Source organism: Candidatus Neomarinimicrobiota bacterium, from assembly GCA_021157965.1.
Lineage (GTDB): Bacteria > Fidelibacterota > Fidelibacteria > Fidelibacterales > Fidelibacteraceae > Fidelibacter.
Map to the genome: position 1 here is coordinate 234,206 of JAGGVO010000041.1, position 15,947 is coordinate 250,152.

The following is a 15,947-nucleotide window of genomic DNA, read 5'->3' on the forward strand; positions in this document are numbered from 1 at the left end:
AAAGGTAAGGAAAAAAGAAGGAAAATAGAAAGCAACATTCTTCGCCATTCAGAGTAAAACTATTGAAAAGTGGAACAGACATCCCGTATATTGAATTAGAAATGCCTCGAATAACATAAATATCTCAACATAACAATTAGTACAAGGAGGACTGGTATGAATTCAGTGACGGTAATTCAGTCTCTGCAAACACTGAAAACCGAAGGGAATCCCGTAACAACGGTTTATCTTGACGTGTCTACATCCCAAAAGCTCCGAAATGCAGTTGTTGTTGTCAACAACATGTTTAAACAGAAAAAAGAGAAGACTTTTTATAAAAACCTTTCAGAAAAGGAAAAAGTGTCTGTGCGGAAAGATGTGGAGGGTATTATCAAATTCCTTAATAACCAGCTGGGAGAAGATCGACAGTCGTTAATGATCGTATCGTCCAATCGGGCTTATGTGTGGCAGGTGATTCATCTGGGATTTCCGGTTGAAAATATGATGATGATTCAGGACCGCCCCTATCTGCGCCCTTTTCTGGAAGGCATCAGCCATGAACGGAATTATGCCATTGTCATGGTGGATCAGGGAAAGGCTAAAATTCTGATGAATCATCTCGGGAACAAGGAAGAAATGTTCAATGTGGTGAATCTGCTTCCTGAAGATGCCAATGAAGGCGGTTTTGGCGGTATGGATGAACGGAAGAATGAACGCCATCGTGAAGAGGTTGTGGCCAAGCATTATAAAAATGTGGCGGCTCAACTGGAAACACTGGATCGGAAATACCATTTTGACTGGATAATTTTGGGCGGACTCCGTGAGAGTATCTCCGATTTTGCCAACTATCTTAAAACCAATCTGAAGGATAAAATCAGCCGTGAAATCCATGTGGATCCCAATCTTCCCATGGATAAAGTTTTTCAGCTTGTGGATAAGGAGATCCCGGGATGCCGTATGGATTTTGAGAAAGACATCCTGAATATGTTTGCCAATGAATTCCACAAGAACTACAAAGGTGTTGCCGGAATACACCAGACGGAAGAAGCTCTTCAAAAGGGACAGGTGGACATGCTGATGATTCAGAATGGTTTTCAGACCAAAGGACGGGTGTGTAAATGGTGTTTGCACATGACAACAGGGGAAGAAGACGAATGCCCCGGTTGCGGTCATCCCATGGTCCGAACCCTGGATATTACTGATGAGCTGATTCACCAGGCTTTGGATACCGGAGCGAAAATTGAATTTATCTCCTCGGATATGGGAGAATTTTCGCCCTTGTGCGGACTTCTTCGATATAAACCGTAACCTGTTGATAATGCAGGGACTTTTAGGAAAAGTCTCAACAAATTTTTTAATAAAAGGGTTTAAAACTATGATATATAGTTTTTATCTTGACTTTCATGTGTTTTGAATTTATATTTTTTTAAGTATGTATATATGTTGAAAGTTGTTATTCAACAACCGTAAATTCAAAATAAAAAAGGAAAACAGGATGTCCCTCAATCGATGGCTTCGTTTGGGAACCGTTTTGGTGTTGTTGTCAGGTTGTGCCTGGTTCAGGGGGGGCGAGAGTCCCGAAGGGGACGAAGGACTTGCCGTTGATTCAACGGAAATAGCTTTACAGAATGATTTAATTCAACAGGAAATGAATGAGATCACGACTTCCGGTACCCGGGATAGTGTTATTCAGGAGCGGGATTATTCCTTTGTTTTGAATGAGCTCTCCTATGAATTGAAAAAACAGGGTGCCCGGATCAAACACCTGGAATCTGAGCTGAAAGACCTGAAGGCAAAATCCACCCTCTGGGAGAATCCCCTGAAGATTTATAATAAAGAAATCATTCTTCAGAACGGGACCAGCATGTTTGGCAAGATCATGTACCAGGATAGTGATATTTTAAAAGTTCAAACGCTCATCGGGTACTTTGTCCTTTCCCGTGATGAGGTAGTGCGTATTGTGGATAATATTCCCGCATCTGCTGTTGAAAGCCGCGAAGTTGCGGCGGATCAGGCTTCCGGACAGCCGGTATCGGTACCGACAGCGGAAACGATTTCTCCTGTTGAATTACCGGAAAGACCCTCACCATCGGCGGTGGATGCAAATTGTATTTTGGTGGGGAACATCCGTGAAAGCACGGATCCCTCGGGGAATCGCATTTTTTCTGGAGAGGTGAAGAATATAGGTGCCCGTCGGGCTGATTTTGTAAAGATCACATTTGTCTTTCGCATGAACTGGAGCGGTGAGACGAAAACCCTGACGACCTTTGTCAAGGGATCCTTTATGAATTATGCCAGTGGTGTTAGCTCTGATGCGGCCTTACTGCCCGGTGCCACCGGAAGGTTCACATTGAATATTCCGGCATCTTTTGGTACATTTATCGGTTATTCATATAGCATTAACTGGGAGGAATATGATTAAGCGATTCTCGGCGTTACCGCATGTGATGATTCCGCTGCTTTTCTCTGTCCTTTTTCTTGCAGCCTGCGGAGGATCCCGTCCGGAAGTTCCTCCGGAGAAACTACAGCGGACCGAAGATGACCTGCGGAGGCGCGAACAGGAAGTCCAGCAAAAAACCATCGAGATTCTTGATCTGAAAAACCAGATCATTATACTCCAAAGTGAAATCAGTGAACTGAAATCCAATATTATCGAACTGGAAAGCCATCGTGATTCCCTTCGCTCCAGGCTGATGAATGAAAAAATGTCTGCCGAAGAGCTGGAGGGGATGTTATCGGAACTGGACGAAAAAAACCTGGAACTGAAACGACAAAACGAGCTGCTTCAATCGTACCTGAATGCATCGCAGGATTCTATCCTGAAGGCGCTGGAAACGGCTGCCGTGAAAGAATCCGAACAAAATCTTTTAAAAACAATCTCCCGGAATGAACCGGTAAAAACCGATACGGCAGTGGGAAAAATCGTTGCCGACACAAGCGCTTTGAATGCAGCTATAAGTCCTGTCATGGATCTGACCCAGGATGAATACCTGCAGCGGTATCAGGATGCTCTGGACCTCCTGTTCGACAAACAACGCAATAAGGCCATCGAGGAATTCAGGGAATTGATCCGAATTGCCCCGGATAACGATTATTCAGACAATTGCCAATACTGGATTGGTGAAGGGTATTATGCACAGGGGCTCTACAGTCGTGCCATTGAGGAATTTGAAAAAGTCAAAACGCTGCCGAACGGCAATAAAGCTGATCATGCCCAATTTAAAATCGGTCTGTCTTACCTGAAACTGGGACAGAAAGTAGAAGGTCTGGAAGCCTTTAAAAAACTTCTGGAGGAATATCCGAACAGTGAATTGGTCGGCAAGGTCCGGGATATGATTAATTCAGGACAGTTCTGATATGAAATTTTTGTGTTTCGTCTGTTCTTTGACATGTTTTGCCACTTTGGGTTTTTCTCAGGACCCTATGCTGGATATGGATATGCTTTTTCCTGAACGGTCCGTCAGACAGGATTCTGCCCTGATAAACCTGCAATCTTCAGGAACGGATATGGGAGGGGCCGTCTCTCTGGCGGAATTGCAAAAACGTATAGAACGCCTGGAAGAAGAAGTCCGATTGCTTAAAAAAGCCCTGGAAGAACGGCAACAGGTTACAGAAAAAAAGCCTGATGATCCGGGATTTCCTCTCATTGAGCAGCAACTGTATGCCCGGGCTCTCCGCTATTTTACAGCCGGGGATTATGGAAAGGCATCCGAATTGCTTCGGCAGGTGAGAGAAAACACACAAGAGAAAGAACTGAACCTCAGCGCCCTCTACTGGCTGGGGGAATGTGCCTTTCGGCAAAACAACTACAATGAAGCCGTGGTGCTTCTCCAGGAACTGCTTTCCGAAGAGAGTAAAATATTCCGGGAAAATGCCCTGATCCTTGTTGCCATCAGTTTCAGAAATCTCGGAAAACAGGCCGAATCCGAACGCTATTTTCAGGCATATCTGGAAGCATACCCCGATTCAAAATATTCGGCCCTCGCCCGGAGAGAATTGAAAAAAAATCAGTGATAAAAGTGATAAAAAACATGAAACAATTAAAATGGCTGTTCCTTCTGTTATGCGTGGTACTGTACGGCCATACGGCCCACGCATCCTCTCAGGTTTCCTTTATGAAACCGGGGCCCATGATGCGGGTGCCGTCAAGTTCTGTGGAAGACTCACCCTATCTTTTCCGGACCGGTTTCGGTTCCGATCTGTACGGAATCGAAGATTTTCGCATGTCCAAAGGGGTCTTTTTCGATATGGACATTATCAATTCACTGAATGTGGGATTCTCCGTGATCCAGCCCTATGATGTTACCGCCATGAATACATCCGATGTGGAATACGGCTTTCACCTGACGAAACGGGTTATGGCCTATGGGGATATTTCCATGGCTGTGGGACTTTGGGATTTTGTCCTGAGGAATATCGATGACGAAATGCAGGTGGATAATCAGAACTTTTCCTTTTTTGCTGTGATTTCTACTGAAAAGATGATGGGAGAAACGGGTTTTAATACATATATGGGTGTGGGTAGCGGTGGACTTTCCCGGGGTTTTTCAAGTAATGATACTACCACAAGTATAGGGGTTTTTGCCGGTTTCCTGTTCAGGACCGGTATGATGGCAGATCGGGGAGGGATTAACCTGATTGGTGAATTTGACGGAGGGGGATTGAATCTGGGGATGGAAATCCCCCTGACGACAGAATACAGGTTGAATCTGGGTATCTCCCAATTACAGTGGCTGCCGAATTTTGGGAAGGAAAATGAGACCGATCTGCCGGCCATATCCATGGGCCTCACCCTGGCCATCCCCCGAAGTTTGCCGGGACGGGCATCACGGCGCAGCGGTATAGCGGTTGGTACGGGTGAGAATACAGGAACATCGGCGACAGAATCGGAATACCGTGCCAAACTGGATTCCATCCTGAGAGAAGCAGATGCCACCATTATGGGCCTCCGGGATTCCCTGAGGATATCTGTCCAGACGGTGGACGACCTGAACAATACCATCGCCCTTCTCCGTCAGCAGAAATCCGTCCTGGAAGATTCTCTCCAATCGGTGAAACTTCAGCAGCATGTGATGCAGCAAAATATCAATCTGGCCCTGAAGCATTTGAGCCGGAGTCTCCGGTATTTTTATGCCGGCGATTATATTCAGGCGCTGAATGAGGTGGATATTGCCATCCAGCTCAATCCCAATCTTTCTCTTGCCTACGCACGCCGGGGGTCGATTTATTACAAAATGGGAGATATTCAAAGGGCGGCGATCAACTGGAATCTGGCCCTGCAGATCGACCCCGAATATGATGATGTCCGCAATATTCTGAAGGTCCTCCAGGAAACCCGCTCTCGTACAGGGTCCTTCATGAACAATAACTAAGGAGTCTGAATGGATTTTGCAACCATCTTAGGGATTTTTATGGGCCTGGGACTGATCTTTTTTGGAATTACACTCCTTACACAGGATTATCAGATGTTTTGGTCCCTGCCCTCCCTTGCCATTGTTTTGGGAGGATCCCTTGCCGCCACACTGATTGCCTTTCCCCTTCACGAAGTCGGCCGCGTTTTTAAGGTGATTGGCATTGTCTTCAGAAAAGAACGGCGGGATATGCAAACGCTGGTCCGCCAGGTTACGGAACTGGCGGCTTTTGCCCGGCGGGGTCCAACAGAACTTGAGAAGCACATTGAAGAGGTGAAACATCCCTTTTTGAAGGATGGTATTCAGCTTGTGATTGACGGCTATAGTGATGCTGATATCCGGGAAATCCTCACGTTGCGGATTGTAAACCGTGAACAGCGTGAAAAAGGGGAAGTGAATGTTGTAAAAACCATGGGAAAACTATCCCCTGCTTTTGGTATGATCGGAACCCTTATCGGATTGGTTGTGATGCTATATGGCATGAGTGTAAGCGATGCGTCGGGCGATATGGCGGCTCAGCTTGGAAGAGGGATGGGTGCGGCCATTGTGACAACCTTCTACGGGGCTATTCTGGCGAATCTCTTTTTCAATCCAGCTGCCGCGAAAATCGATTCCCGTATTCAGAAAGCTTCCATGCTTCAACTGATGCTCATCGAAGGTGTTTGTCTTCTCTATCACCGGAAACATCCCCTCATTGTCCGGGAAAAGCTGAATTCCTTTCTCCCCCCCCGGGACTGGATCCGTGAAGAAGAACGAAAAGGCTGATGGAAAAAACAAAGAAAAAAATACCCCTTCCCCCTGAAGAGACGGATTCGGAAGAGTGGCTTGTTACCTATTCGGATATCATGACACTGCTCATGACTTTTTTCGTATTGCTTTTTTCCATGTCCACCATCGACCCTGTGAAAATTGAACAGTTTGGTGAGGCGATGGGAAAGGAACTGGGAGTCAAGACCTCTGAAAGAACCGGCCGGGTCTCCCTTGCCCAGATTGACCGGGACGTGAAGGAGATTGTCAACGAAGAAAACTTAAACGAATATGTGGAAGTCACCCATTCCTACAGAGGGGTGACTATCTCGATTGTGGCTGATATCCTGTTTACCCGGGGAAGTGCCGAGCTGAATCCCCGGGTCTATTCGATTCTTAACAAATTTATTCCGAAGATTCAAAATTCCATCTATCAGATTGCTGTGGAGGGACATACAGACAGTGATCCCATCCATTCGGATAAATATCCGTCAAACTGGGAATTGTCTGCTGCCAGAGCCTCGCAGGTTGTCAATTATTATATTTCACAAGGCATTGATCCGGAACGTTTCAGGGCCATTGGTTTTGCTCATACCCGGCCTAAAAAACCAAATACAAGTCCGGAAAACAAGAGCCAGAACCGCCGGGTTGAAATAACATTCCTGGCAATATCTTAATAAAGGAGAGCTACAATGAATTGTCGGAATCGCATGTGTTTAACTCTGGCAATAATTCTGTTAACATCAGCTATGCTGAGTGGTGAATCCCCGAATTATCTGTCCCAGAAACTCGCACTCGAACAGGCACTCCAGAATAAAATTTCACAGGCTGTAGAACGCATTCTCGGGAATAATCATTTTATTGTTGATGTGAAAGCAGATTTGGATTTTGTTCCCGATCAGCGCGTTGAGGAAGTGTATGAACCGGCGGTACCGGGACGTGCACTTGTACAACCGGCTCCTGAAGCCGAAAGTTCCCGGGAAAGGGACAGGGCCTACGAAGAAGAATACAATGAAATTCTCCCCGGCATACCTGCGCGGATTGGCGACCGCGGATTGGATATCCTGACAGAAGAGCTTCCGTCAGATACTTCCCGTATCCGCGAGGAGCAAACAGCCGTTCTGCCGGGAGTTGAGAATATTGAACCGGAGAGGCTCAAAAGCCGTTCGGTTGCCCGTTCTGTTCCCCTGATTCCGAAAGTCAGGAAACTGGACATCAGCATCATTTTAAAGGAAGGCATCGAGCCGGATCTGGTGGAATCCATTCGTCAGGTGGCAATGATTGCCTCCCATTTCGACCGCTCCCGGGGAGATATGCTGAGTATTATGACAACGACTTTCAGGGATGACAAGCTGATGGCCGGTGCGGAAACCGGAGTAATACCGGGAGATGTTGAGTATCAGCCATCCCGCGAAGAACAGGAACGGACCGATGAAACTCAGGAACTGATTCGCCAAATCCAGGATCAGATTGAACGGCTTTCACAACAGCAGCAGAGGCAGGCGCCCCGGAGCAATGAACCCACACCAACGGAAAACATGCTGCTTAAAATCATTGATAAGCTCAATACCCGTCAGTCCCTTGCCGATGATCTGGAAACACAGAAGATGATTACGGAGCAGAAGCTCCGGCTTGAAATGCTGGGACGCGATACTACCCGATTGCAGGAACTCCGGGATGAAATAGCAGCCCTGAAACTTCAGCTGGCAACCCGGGAAATGGCTGTTGAAGACCGGGAAAGTACACGGGCTGCATCAGACAGTATGCTTCGGGAAAAAGAAGAACTGGAAGAGGCCATTGCGGAAAAAATCGCCCTCCTCTCGGAGACGCAAAAAGAGCTTATGGACATGCAAAAGGCTCAAATCCCCTGGTGGTTCTGGGGGCTTCTGGCTGCTTTGCTTGCTGTTGTCATTGTGCTGGTTGTACTGATTCTGAACCGCGGCAGAGTGCGCCGTCAGGAGGAAGAAGCTCCGAAACCGGAACCGGCAGCCAGCGAGGATGCCCTCCGTGAAAAGATTCTCAGGGAATTGCGGGAAAGCAAGAAAGAGAGCAAACTTGAGCGGGAACCGGATCAGGGATCCGATATGGCTGAAAAGCGGGCGGAGCTGGAAGGAATCCGGAAAAATATCGTCAATATGAGTGTAGCCAACCCCGATACTGCCAGCAAGATTATCCGGGATTGGATGGAAGAAGATGAAACGCCCGCAGACCAGGCGGAAGAAAAAGGAGAACGGAAAAATGAGTGATCCTCAAAAACTTTCCAATCTGGACAGGGCCGCAATCATTTATAAAATATTGGGGGACAATTTATCCGTCTCCCTTTTCAGGCACCTTTCCCAGGCGCAGTTGACTAAATTGCGGCGCCATGCCGAAACGCTGACTAAAGTGCCTTTCGATCTGAAAAGAAAGGTTCTGGAAGAGTATTATTTTCAGCTTATGTCTGAAAAAATCCGGTCCGTCAGCGACGGGGACCAGAAAGTGCTTTTTGATTTCTTAAAACCTATGTCTTCTGATCAAATCAAATACCTGCTGGAGCCGGAAAGCGAACTGGTAAAAGCCCTTGTCCTGAGCCAGCTGAGCATTGAAGTACAGGTGGATGTCATAAAAAACATGGAAGAAGATGAACGGGCACGGGTTTTAATACAGATGAATGATATCGATAAAATCCCTTATGAAGGGATTATCAATATTGAGAACGATATTCGCGAAAAATCCCGGCTGGTTCCCCATAAAGCCCATTTTAACAAAGGAGGATCCAAACAGATTGCTGATATCCTGAGTAAGCTGGAGCCGGATTTTGAAGAACAGTTTGTAAGTCATGTACAAAATGAAGACCCGGAACTGGCCCGTGATCTGGCGAAATATTACATACCTTTTGACAGTTTCGACAAACTTCCGGTGGATGTGGTCAGGGAGGCGCTGAAAAGCGTGGAACTGAATGATCTGGCCCTGGCCCTGAAGGGAATGAGCGAAGAATTTGTCACCTATATTCTGGGAAATCTGCCACAGAAAACCCAGATAATGCTGGAAGATGAAATAAAGGATGTGGAAGGTCCCCAGCCCCGGCGGAAAGTTGAAAGTGCACGGCGCAAACTGACCCAGGCCGTGAAACAACTTGCTGCCGAGGGTAAATTTGATATTGAGGATTTCCTCGATACGGATATGGTGGAATAAAAGCCGGAGATCTGATAAAAAGATATCTTATGCCGGACGGGGTGTTTCCTGTCCGGCATTTTTTCGCATTCAGGTAAAGAGGAGATAACAATGTCCCGCTTTGAAGAAATTATCGAATTTGCCATTGATCAGGAAATAAAAGCTGCCCGCCGTTATGAACGTCTTGCCGACCTCGTGGAGAATCCCCGTGCCCGCGAAATGCTCCTCCGGATAAAAACCATGGAAGAAGAACACCGGAAAAAACTGGAAAATCTGGATATCAGTGAGTTTCTGAATTATACAGACAAACCGATCCCGGATCTCCATCTGAGTGATGAAAAGGATATTCAATCTAAATTAAAGGATTTGACGCCGGAAGATATCTTGGTTATGGCAGATGATTTTGAAAATGATGCCCGTGAACTTTATCTGACACTGGCAGACCGGGTACCTGTAGGATCGGCAACCCGGGATCTTTTTCTGAAACTTGCCGAAGAAGAGGCCCGGCATAAATACGACATTGAATCACAATTAAAATCCGGAATTTAACCTGTTATGAAATCGATTCGTCGCTTTTTCAGAATTATTAGTATCCTCCTTTTGTTTCTTATCTTGATAATCCTTTTAGGAGTGCTAAAAGGGGTGATCATGCTTTTCAGCAGGACAAAAGGAGATCAGATGGTTTTTTATGTTATCAAGCCCTTTTGTACTCTGCTCCGCCTGATATGCGGAGTCCGAATTCACGTGGAAGGAAGGGAAAACATTCCCTCCAAAAACGGGTATCTGGTTGTCGGAAACCATTACAGTTATGTGGAAGTAGTCAGTACCATGTCTGTCGTTTCGGCCGTTCCCGTTTCTAAATCGGAAATCCGCAACTGGCCCATTTTCGGTCATGCCGCCCGGCTTGGAGGAACCGTTTTTGTGGATCGGGAAAAAGGGGGATTGTCCGGGGCATATATTGAAGTCCTCATGAATACATTGCGAAAGGGCATCAATATTATCTTTTTTCCGGAGGGAACGACCACCGACGGCACTTACCTGAAACGTTTCAAATCCGCTCTCTTTGTCCCCGCCAACCGGCTTAAGGTCCCTGTGCTGCCCATTGTAAGCACTGTTACGGCCATCGATGGAAAACCGGTTCCTTCTGATCAGCGGGATTTGATTGCATGGTATGGCGGTGCTCCATTTGTCCCTCATGCCATGCGCCTGCTTGCTTTCCGCCGGATTGACCTGAAGTTTAAAATTGGCGAACCGATTATTCCCGATTATGACGATTCTTCAATTGATGAAAGACGGGAATTTGCCAGGCTCGTCCAAAACCGGATGGATGCAGCACTATGGGAAATTGCCCCCGATTATCAGGGGATCCGGGACGAGTAAACAGTCGATTTAAGAATAAAAAGTTATTACATTTCTTTAACAACAAAAATACAGGACCCTCCATGAATCTCGTGCTTATGCGCCATGGTCTGGCCGAACCCCGGGAGAGGCACCATGACAGCGATTCAGACAGGAATTTAACGAATGAAGGACGCCTGAAACTCATGCAGTTTATCCCCCTGATCCATCCGTGGTTTCCCAAACCGGACAGACTTTTAACCAGCCCGGCCATCCGGACACAGCAGACGGCAGAAATTCTGTGTGATATATTGCATGTAAACAGGGATGAAATTCAGGTTGATCCTTTGATCCTGAATGGTTCTGCAGGGGAAATTGTTTCACAGCTGGTGGAGATGGATCTGCCCTCCTGTTTATGGATTGTCGGGCACCAACCTACCTTGGGACAGCTCCTGAGCGTTCTGATAGGACTGGATGTTTTCCGGGGTTTTCATATGAGTCCAGGCGATTGTGCCCTCGTGTCTTTTCAGGATAAACCGGATATCAATGAAGGACGTTTGCTCAGTTATGCTTCCCCCAGGTTGATAGACAGGTCGATGTAGCAGGAAGGTAAAATGATTCACTGGCTAAAAGTTTTTTTTTCCAAATCGCTGAATACGGCCTATGACTGCGTAGATGCCATCGGTCGGGGGGAAACGGGTGTGCACCTGACGGAAACTCTGACAGAATCCATCCGGAGGAGCATGGTATCCGCCCACCTTTTAGGTGTAGCCACCGGTCATGAGAATTTTTTCCGGGAAATTGGGATTTTGCAGAGGATTCTGAATATTTGTCAGGTATATATCCTCCATCAGGGCCGGATCCTCTATTTTGAAGCGTCTGCCTATCAGAACCGAAAGGGAGCCCTCCGGGGTGCTCTTTATGTGGAAACACTTCAACGGAAGGATTTTGAAAGCCGGCGAAAAAAACTCCCCTTCCAACTGGAAAAAAGTTTCCATCCCGAACGGAAAGCAGAATTTTTACACAAGATCGAGCGGCTTCCGGAAAGCATCACAAATCCGGATAAATTGCACAAAGTTACCCTGGACTACCTGATCCCCCTTGTGTTGATCAAAACGGTGGATTTTGGCAAACTGACCATGAAACTACCCGGCGAACTGCTCCCGGATTTTGAAGGACTTCATGCCTTTTTGCTGGCGATGGGACAGGGAGATGTTTTCTGGAAAAAAGATGTGGAAATTATTCACAAAATCATCAAAGGAATCCGGACGGTTCTTTACCTCGATGAAAATTTCAGTACCGTGAAAAAAGTTTTGCTGGAAGAGCGCGAAAAAACCATTCAGCTGCTGAAAGGGAATATATTCGACCAGTATAAAATGCTGAACAAATGGGATGAGGTATTGCGCATGCTGGCAACCCGGAATGATAAAGGATTGATTAAATTTCTCACCCAGCTTGTTCGGGACCGGAAGGAAGCCGTTGATGAGCTGCGTAGTTTGCAGAAAACCTGTGAAGAGAAGGAGCTTTGGAAGAATTATTATAAAAAAATTGAAAACTTGTTCGTAACATCCGATGCAGTTTGATAACTAAAAGGGAAAACTATGAAGTATTGCGTAAAAATATCCCTCCTGTTTTTGCTTTTGGTCGGCTCACTGGCGGCACAGTTCGTCCCGGCACCGGTTCAGTTAATTAATACCCCGACTGTCGCAACCCTGGCACGGGGATCTTACCTGACTGATTTACGTTTTACCACCAATGGCGGGGTGCTGATCGGGGCAACAGTAGGTCTGACAGATCGTTTTTCCATGGGTATATCCTATGGAGGATCCAACATTATCGGCAATGAAAATATCACCTGGAATCCCCAGCCCGGTGTGAGTGTCAAATATCGACTTATTGATGAAGGAATGAAAAAACCGGGTGTCTCTATGGGATTTTCCTCTCAGGGCTATGGGGCTTATACCGACGGGAATTATGAAATTCCTTCCTCCGGCTTTTATTCTGTCCTCAGCAAAAACTGGCATTTTATCGGCAATACAAGCCTTCATGCAGGGGCTAATTATTCCCTGGAACAGCCAGACAGCACCTATATCCCCTCTTTCTTTGCCGGGGCTGCCATTGAACTAAATCCTCAATTCTCTATTATGATCGAATATGATGCCGCCCTGAATTATGAAAAATTTTCAGATTTAAAAAAATTCAAAATTTCCGGCGGGTACGGTTTTCTGAATGCCGGTGTCCGCGTTGGCATTACGGAAAATCTCTACCTGGAAGTGGATCTGAACAATCTTATCTGGGGCGAAAATGTGGAATCCTTTAACCGTGAAATTAAATTGATGTATTTTGATATCTTCTGACATGAAATCCTTTCAGCTTTCTTCCGAGATTCTTGCTTCCAAATCCAAAGATGAACTGATAGATATTATCAGAATCATTCAGGACCGGGTCAATGTTTTTGTCTCGGTAGGGACATCCCTCAGTACGGAAAAAAACCAGGATGTCCTCCTGGAAAATATTGTAACCTATGCGAAAAAATTAACCGGTGCCGATGCCGCAACGCTTTATATGATGTCGGAAGATGAAAAAAAACTCAGGTTTAGCATTGTCCATACAGATTCCATGAATATCCGGATGGGGGGGACATCGGGAAATCCCATCGATTGGTATCCGGTGAAATTGTATAATGAGGATGGATCGCCCTATCTGGAGATGGTTGCGGCGTATGTTGCATTGAAGAAGGAAACCCTGAACTTTGAAGATGTGTACGATGTAAAAGATTTTAATTTTACCGGTACACGGCAGTTTGACCGAAAAACCGGTTACCGGACTCAGTCCATGCTGGCTCTGCCAATGCTGAACCATGTAAATGAAGTGATTGGTGTACTCCAATTAATCAATGCAAAAGACGAATCGGGGAACACCATTGCCTTCTGTCCTGAATTCCAGGCGCTGACGGAAGCTCTGGCCAGTCAGGCCGCCGTGGCCATTACGGAAAACCGTCTTATCAATGGACTTGAAGAATTATTGAATTCCATCATCCGTGTAATTGCTTCGGCGATTGATGAAAAATCCAAATATACAAGTGGTCACATTGAACGGGTGGCGAAACTGGCAGTGTATCTGGCACAACAGATTTCTGAAAGCCGGGACGGTGTTTACAAAGATGTCCGCTACAGTGACGAGAAAATTGAGGAGATCCGTTTTGCCGGCCTTCTTCACGATATCGGTAAGATTACCACACCGGAATACGTGGTGGATAAATCCACAAAACTGGAAACCATTTATGACAGGATCCGGACGATTTTTCTCCGTTTTGAATTGCTGAAAAAAGATCGTGAAATAGAGATGTGGAAGGCTTTAGCAGGAACGCCGCAAGATGATTCTTCCAGAGCTGAACGGGAAAATCTGATGAAAGAGCTGGAAGAAGAAATCCGGAAAATCAGTGAGGATTATGCCTTTATTCAGCGGATGAATACAGGGGGTGAGTTTCTCAAACCCGAATACAAGAACCGGATTTGCGATATTGCACGGTATACTGTTACGATAGATGGAAAAAGTACGCCTATCTTAACGGATGATGAGATTCTTAATCTGCATATTTCCAAAGGTACACTGACCGAGGAAGAACGGCAAATCATTAATAATCATGCGGTTGTCACTGATAAAATGCTCTCACAGCTTCCATTTCCCAAGAAATTGAAAAATGTTCCCGAGTATGCTGCCAACCACCATGAACGCATGGACGGTTCGGGATATCCCAAGGGACTTAAAGCGGAAGATTTGGAATTGCCGGCGCGTATCATGGCCATGGCCGATATTTTTGAAGCCTTAACAGCGCCGGACAGACCCTACAAAAAAGGGAAAACACTTTCTGAAGCCATGAAAATCATGGAATTTATGGTGAAGGATTATCATATCGATCCGGATCTGTTTGCCTTTTTCAAGGAAGCTAAAGTATACCGCTGGTATGCAGAAAAATTCATGAATCCCGAACAAATTGATATGGATTAGACATCTCTCCCGGTGTAGACCGATGGATGATGCCGTGATGAATGGCGACAGGGTAAGCCTGCACAAGCCGGATTTCCCGTGACGCCTGAACAGCAACTTTTACACTCGCTTATCGGAAATCTTTGAATTATGAGTTATACACGTATTCTCATTCCGGATGCATATCACACCTATCTTGGCATCCCCTATGATGAAGAAATTGTTCCCTTCCCCAATTTTGGTACGGTTCTGATTCAACACCGGCGCTATCTGCCGGATAAACCGGCATTCATCTGGGAAAATGTCCCGCCTGTTACATTTAAAGAATGGAGTTCCGGCGTCAGACTTCTGTCTGGCGCTCTAAAACAAGCTGGGCTGGATTTTTCCTCGCGTGTACGCCTGAACCTGGACCTGGGTCCCCGAACCCTCTTCCTCTTTCATGCCCTGCTGGACGGGGGCATTCCGGCAATTTTAACAACCGATCCGGATACCGGTTTCACATTTCCCCTGCCGGGTGATGTGATCATGCCGGGAGAATTTATCCTGAAGGGTCCCGGGGATATATCCGGTTCGATTCATTCCGTCGTTGACACCTTGCTTCATACCCGTCCTGAAGCTCCGGATCCCTTTGAAGTTCCCTATATCTCCCTGGACCATTCCGCACTCTTCTGTTTTGATGAAGAGATGTGGTATGAGTTCACTCAGTATAATCTCCTTTCTGCGGCTCAATCCGTGGGGAAAGAACTCTCCCTGTTCCGGGACGGGGAAACTCTTTTTGCCAAATCCGCCGCAGATTTGGCAGATTGGCTTTTCGCTGCCCTTGCATCCTTTTATTACGGATCGACGACGCGCTTTGAAACGGATATGGACGCACAAAAGGCGGAAAATATCCTCAAAGAGAGAAAAACACAGGTTCTGATTCCTGATATTTCCCGGACCGGTATATTCTCACCGGACCTGACAACCGGAGAAGTTCTCCGGGATGCTGCGATCCTCTGCAGAGATCCACGGATCGGGAAAATTCCGGAAACCCTTTCTTTTCCCTGGCGCTGTTTCTGGACAGCTCCGGTCTTTGCCGGCAATGGGGTTTTTGTATCCGAAAAAAAAGGGACTTGTTGCAAAGGACTGGATTTCATCGTATCCGGGTCACCAGACAGAGGACGATTGATGGTGCTGGGGCATTCCGTTCCCCATGCTGTCTGGCTGGAAGAACCGGAGCATTGGGAATCCCAATTCAAAAAACACCTGGAGCTCCCCTTTTATGTCCGCTGTGAAGACCCGCAGCGCAGGACTTTCATTGTCCTTGATGATCAATGAAATAAAAGGTAT

At 46.4% G+C, this 15,947-nt stretch carries 16 protein-coding genes; all 16 read left to right on the top strand.

Translation table 11 applies throughout. From position 1 onward, the window contains the following. The first annotated feature begins 156 nt into the window (after nt 1–156). Nucleotides 157–1,287: a hypothetical protein gene (locus J7K63_06270; protein MCD6234623.1), complete on the top strand. Its 1,131-nt coding sequence runs from the start codon at nt 157–159 to the stop codon at nt 1,285–1,287. Nucleotides 1,288–1,474: 187 nt separating this feature from the next. Next, on the top strand, nt 1,475–2,401 hold the full coding sequence (locus tag J7K63_06275) for a hypothetical protein (protein MCD6234624.1): 927 nt from the start codon (nt 1,475–1,477) through the stop codon (nt 2,399–2,401). Continuing rightward, entirely contained in the window at nt 2,394–3,335 is a 942-nt protein-coding gene (locus J7K63_06280) for a tetratricopeptide repeat protein (GenBank protein MCD6234625.1), read from the top strand. Before J7K63_06275 ends, J7K63_06280 begins: the two co-directional genes overlap by 8 nt. 82 nt (nt 3,336–3,417) lie before the next feature. Further along, nucleotides 3,418–3,993, top strand: coding sequence for a tetratricopeptide repeat protein (locus J7K63_06285; GenBank protein MCD6234626.1), 576 nt, complete (start codon nt 3,418–3,420; stop codon nt 3,991–3,993). A gap of 17 nt (nt 3,994–4,010) precedes the next feature. Continuing rightward, the gene (locus tag J7K63_06290) at nt 4,011–5,351 is read left to right on the top strand and encodes a hypothetical protein (GenBank protein ID MCD6234627.1); all 1,341 of its coding nucleotides are present in this window, start codon (nt 4,011–4,013) and stop codon (nt 5,349–5,351) included. A gap of 9 nt (nt 5,352–5,360) precedes the next feature. Continuing rightward, nucleotides 5,361–6,155, top strand: a complete 795-nt coding sequence (locus tag J7K63_06295) for a MotA/TolQ/ExbB proton channel family protein (protein ID MCD6234628.1) — start codon at nt 5,361–5,363, stop codon at nt 6,153–6,155. Continuing rightward, nucleotides 6,155–6,814, top strand: coding sequence for a flagellar motor protein MotB (locus J7K63_06300; GenBank protein MCD6234629.1), 660 nt, complete (start codon nt 6,155–6,157; stop codon nt 6,812–6,814). The genes J7K63_06295 and J7K63_06300 overlap by 1 nt, the downstream gene beginning before the upstream one ends. A gap of 15 nt (nt 6,815–6,829) precedes the next feature. Next, nucleotides 6,830–8,383: a hypothetical protein gene (locus J7K63_06305; protein ID MCD6234630.1), complete on the top strand. Its 1,554-nt coding sequence runs from the start codon at nt 6,830–6,832 to the stop codon at nt 8,381–8,383. Continuing rightward, the gene (locus J7K63_06310; protein ID MCD6234631.1) at nt 8,376–9,311 is read left to right on the top strand and encodes a hypothetical protein; all 936 of its coding nucleotides are present in this window, start codon (nt 8,376–8,378) and stop codon (nt 9,309–9,311) included. The genes J7K63_06305 and J7K63_06310 overlap by 8 nt, the downstream gene beginning before the upstream one ends. Before the next feature lie 90 nt (nt 9,312–9,401). Next, nucleotides 9,402–9,839 carry a ferritin family protein gene (locus J7K63_06315; protein ID MCD6234632.1) on the top strand — a complete coding sequence of 146 codons (438 nt, stop codon included), beginning with the start codon at nt 9,402–9,404 and terminating at the stop codon, nt 9,837–9,839. A gap of 129 nt (nt 9,840–9,968) precedes the next feature. Next, nucleotides 9,969–10,670: a 1-acyl-sn-glycerol-3-phosphate acyltransferase gene (locus tag J7K63_06320; protein ID MCD6234633.1), complete on the top strand. Its 702-nt coding sequence runs from the start codon at nt 9,969–9,971 to the stop codon at nt 10,668–10,670. 62 nt (nt 10,671–10,732) lie between these two features. Continuing rightward, the gene (locus J7K63_06325) at nt 10,733–11,230 is read left to right on the top strand and encodes a histidine phosphatase family protein (GenBank protein ID MCD6234634.1); all 498 of its coding nucleotides are present in this window, start codon (nt 10,733–10,735) and stop codon (nt 11,228–11,230) included. A 12-nt stretch (nt 11,231–11,242) separates the two neighbouring features. Beyond that, the gene (locus J7K63_06330; protein ID MCD6234635.1) at nt 11,243–12,211 is read left to right on the top strand and encodes a hypothetical protein; all 969 of its coding nucleotides are present in this window, start codon (nt 11,243–11,245) and stop codon (nt 12,209–12,211) included. Between the two features lie 18 nt (nt 12,212–12,229). Next, complete coding sequence (locus tag J7K63_06335) at nt 12,230–12,985, top strand: hypothetical protein (GenBank protein ID MCD6234636.1); 756 nt, start codon at nt 12,230–12,232, stop codon at nt 12,983–12,985. Nucleotide 12,986: 1 nt separating this feature from the next. Then, a complete protein-coding gene (locus J7K63_06340) occupies nt 12,987–14,639 on the top strand; it encodes an HD domain-containing protein (protein ID MCD6234637.1) in 1,653 nt (550 codons plus the stop codon). Between the two features lie 129 nt (nt 14,640–14,768). Beyond that, nucleotides 14,769–15,935, top strand: a complete 1,167-nt coding sequence (locus tag J7K63_06345; protein MCD6234638.1) for a hypothetical protein — start codon at nt 14,769–14,771, stop codon at nt 15,933–15,935. Nucleotides 15,936–15,947: the final 12 nt, after the last annotated feature.

What these genes read in the sequence shown, in the direction of transcription:
- J7K63_06270 (MCD6234623.1), top strand. Translation starts at nt 157, where the DNA reads ATGAATTCAGTGACGGTAATTCAGTCTCTGCAAACACTGAAAACCGAA.
- J7K63_06275 (MCD6234624.1), top strand. Translation starts at nt 1,475, where the DNA reads ATGTCCCTCAATCGATGGCTTCGTTTGGGAACCGTTTTGGTGTTGTTG.
- J7K63_06280 (MCD6234625.1), top strand. Translation starts at nt 2,394, where the DNA reads ATGATTAAGCGATTCTCGGCGTTACCGCATGTGATGATTCCGCTGCTT.
- J7K63_06285 (MCD6234626.1), top strand. Translation starts at nt 3,418, where the DNA reads ATGCTTTTTCCTGAACGGTCCGTCAGACAGGATTCTGCCCTGATAAAC.
- J7K63_06290 (MCD6234627.1), top strand. Translation starts at nt 4,011, where the DNA reads ATGAAACAATTAAAATGGCTGTTCCTTCTGTTATGCGTGGTACTGTAC.
- J7K63_06295 (MCD6234628.1), top strand. Translation starts at nt 5,361, where the DNA reads ATGGATTTTGCAACCATCTTAGGGATTTTTATGGGCCTGGGACTGATC.
- J7K63_06300 (MCD6234629.1), top strand. Translation starts at nt 6,155, where the DNA reads ATGGAAAAAACAAAGAAAAAAATACCCCTTCCCCCTGAAGAGACGGAT.
- J7K63_06305 (MCD6234630.1), top strand. Translation starts at nt 6,830, where the DNA reads ATGAATTGTCGGAATCGCATGTGTTTAACTCTGGCAATAATTCTGTTA.
- J7K63_06310 (MCD6234631.1), top strand. Translation starts at nt 8,376, where the DNA reads ATGAGTGATCCTCAAAAACTTTCCAATCTGGACAGGGCCGCAATCATT.
- J7K63_06315 (MCD6234632.1), top strand. Translation starts at nt 9,402, where the DNA reads ATGTCCCGCTTTGAAGAAATTATCGAATTTGCCATTGATCAGGAAATA.
- J7K63_06320 (MCD6234633.1), top strand. Translation starts at nt 9,969, where the DNA reads ATGGTTTTTTATGTTATCAAGCCCTTTTGTACTCTGCTCCGCCTGATA.
- J7K63_06325 (MCD6234634.1), top strand. Translation starts at nt 10,733, where the DNA reads ATGAATCTCGTGCTTATGCGCCATGGTCTGGCCGAACCCCGGGAGAGG.
- J7K63_06330 (MCD6234635.1), top strand. Translation starts at nt 11,243, where the DNA reads ATGATTCACTGGCTAAAAGTTTTTTTTTCCAAATCGCTGAATACGGCC.
- J7K63_06335 (MCD6234636.1), top strand. Translation starts at nt 12,230, where the DNA reads ATGAAGTATTGCGTAAAAATATCCCTCCTGTTTTTGCTTTTGGTCGGC.
- J7K63_06340 (MCD6234637.1), top strand. Translation starts at nt 12,987, where the DNA reads ATGAAATCCTTTCAGCTTTCTTCCGAGATTCTTGCTTCCAAATCCAAA.
- J7K63_06345 (MCD6234638.1), top strand. Translation starts at nt 14,769, where the DNA reads ATGAGTTATACACGTATTCTCATTCCGGATGCATATCACACCTATCTT.